The following is a 625-nucleotide window of genomic DNA, read 5'->3' on the forward strand; positions in this document are numbered from 1 at the left end:
CTGGTCGCCACCCATCCGGCCTATGACGAGGTGTTCGACGGCTTTGCCGTGCCGGAAGTGCGCGGCAATCCGAAGGCCCGGCAAGAGTGGGCGGTCGAGCAGGTGAAGCTGGCGCTGACGGCCTCGAAGAATTTGGGGCTTGATGCGATGGCGAGCTTTTCAGGCGCGCTCGCCTGGCCGTTCGTCTATCCCTGGCCGCAGCGGCCGGCCGGCCTGGTCGAGACCGCCTTCGACGAACTGGCGAAACGCTGGAGGCCAATCCTCGACCATGCCGAGGACTGCGGCGTTGATATCTGCTACGAGATCCATCCGGGCGAGGACCTGCACGATGGCGTCACCTATGAGATGTTTCTCGAGCGCACCGGCAACCATGCCCGCGCCAACATGCTCTACGACCCCTCGCACTATGTGCTGCAATGCCTCGACTATCTCGACAACATCGACATCTACAGGGATCGCATCCGGATGTTCCACGTCAAGGATGCCGAGTTCAACCCGACGGGTCGGCAGGGCGTCTATGGCGGCTACCAGGGCTGGGTCAACCGGGCCGGCCGCTTCCGCTCGCTCGGCGACGGCCAGGTCGATTTCGGCGCGGTGTTTTCCAAGATGGCGGCCAATGATTTTG

General features: G+C 63.5%; 1 protein-coding gene. It reads left to right on the plus strand.

Annotation, left to right across the window (positions count from 1 at the left end):
- Nucleotides 1–625, plus strand: a 625-nt coding sequence (locus AC1Q80_RS30830; protein WP_492362942.1) for a sugar phosphate isomerase/epimerase family protein, incomplete at both ends; no start/stop codon positions are given.

The organism is Ensifer sp. GW823-FHT05D09 (assembly GCF_058795755.1).